Source organism: Aquificaceae bacterium, assembly GCA_037722135.1.
Lineage (GTDB): Bacteria > Aquificota > Aquificia > Aquificales > Aquificaceae > Pampinifervens > Pampinifervens sericum.
Genome location: JBBKAW010000044.1, coordinates 41,324 through 42,496 on the forward strand (window position 1 = coordinate 41,324; position 1,173 = coordinate 42,496).

Below are 1,173 nucleotides of genomic sequence, written 5' to 3' on the forward strand. Positions count from 1 at the left end.
TATATACGGTGTGCAAGTAAAGGACGGAATAGCCTATGTGGATATGACCCTAACAGTCCCCTCCTGTCCTGCAAAGGGCTTTTTTGCTGAGCATATAAGGGAACACCTGCTTAGAAATTTTCCCCAGTTGAAAGACGTTGTAATAAACTTTGTATTTGAACTTGCTTGGAGCAGTGATAAAATATCTGAAGAAGGAAGGCAAAAACTTAGGAGTATGGGATGGAATATCTAAAAGATAAGTTTAGAGCTCTTGCGGAAGCCATTGAGAGGGAGTCTGTGCTCGTGCACCGTGCTGCACTGGTAGACGGCTATAGGGACATATACAAACTGAGCAAGTTAGGAATAGACAATGTGATAAAGAAGGCAACCAATTATGGAGGGAAAAAGGGAGCAAAGATATTAAAGGAGAGGTATGGCATATACACAGATAGATTGGATGAAGCCCTTGACATTCTAACGGTCATAGCAGAATCCTCAAGGCTTTTGGATGTTTTTGAGTATGACCTTGACAAAATGGAAATAAGGGTTGACGGTTCAATACTGGTAGAAGCAGTGGGAAGTAGCAAGAGCCCTGTTTGTGAACCCATGGCTGGTTTCTTTGAGGGTTTTCTTAGCGAGCTACTTGACAAGAAGATAAGCGTCAAGGAAGTGGTATGCAAGGCACAAGGTCATGAAAGGTGTATATTTAAGATAAACCTTAAGTGATATGGCGGTCATAAGGGTTAGGACAACCAAGCATACCAGCTTTGTAAACATAACCAATCAGGTCAAAGAAATAGTGAAAAATTCAGGTGTCAAGTCTGGCATATGCATCGTATACGTTCCTCATACTACCGCCTGTGTCTTTATAAACGAAGGTGCAGACCCAGACGTAATAAGGGACATCGCCTACTCTATAGAGAAGCTCATACCATGGAGGGATAATTACGCCCACTCAGAAGGAAACTCCGCAGCACATATAAGAAGTGCCATAATAGGCAACTCAAGGGTAATACCTATAGAAGATGGAGACCTTGTCCTTGGCACTTGGGAAGCGATTTTTCTTGCAGAGTTTGACGGACCCAGAGAAAGGAAGGTTATAGTTAAGGTCATAGAAGACTAAGTGAGGAGTAGTATGAAACTTTTCCTGCTGTTGACTTTGTTCTTTAGCATTGCACTGCCAAAGGAAGTGCC

3 protein-coding genes are annotated in these 1,173 nt (G+C 42.5%); all 3 read left to right on the forward strand.

Annotation, left to right across the window (positions count from 1 at the left end; all coding sequences use genetic code 11):
• Window positions 1–232, forward strand: a 232-nt coding sequence (locus tag WKI49_03390) for an iron-sulfur cluster assembly protein (GenBank protein MEJ7621549.1), incomplete at its 5' end; no start/stop codon positions are given.
• Window positions 220–705, forward strand: a complete 486-nt coding sequence (locus WKI49_03395) for a V4R domain-containing protein (GenBank protein ID MEJ7621550.1) — start codon at window positions 220–222, stop codon at window positions 703–705. The genes WKI49_03390 and WKI49_03395, both read left to right, overlap by 13 nt.
• Window position 706: 1 nt before the next feature.
• On the forward strand, window positions 707–1,102 hold the full coding sequence (locus WKI49_03400; protein ID MEJ7621551.1) for a secondary thiamine-phosphate synthase enzyme YjbQ: 396 nt from the start codon (window positions 707–709) through the stop codon (window positions 1,100–1,102).
• Window positions 1,103–1,173: the final 71 nt, after the last annotated feature.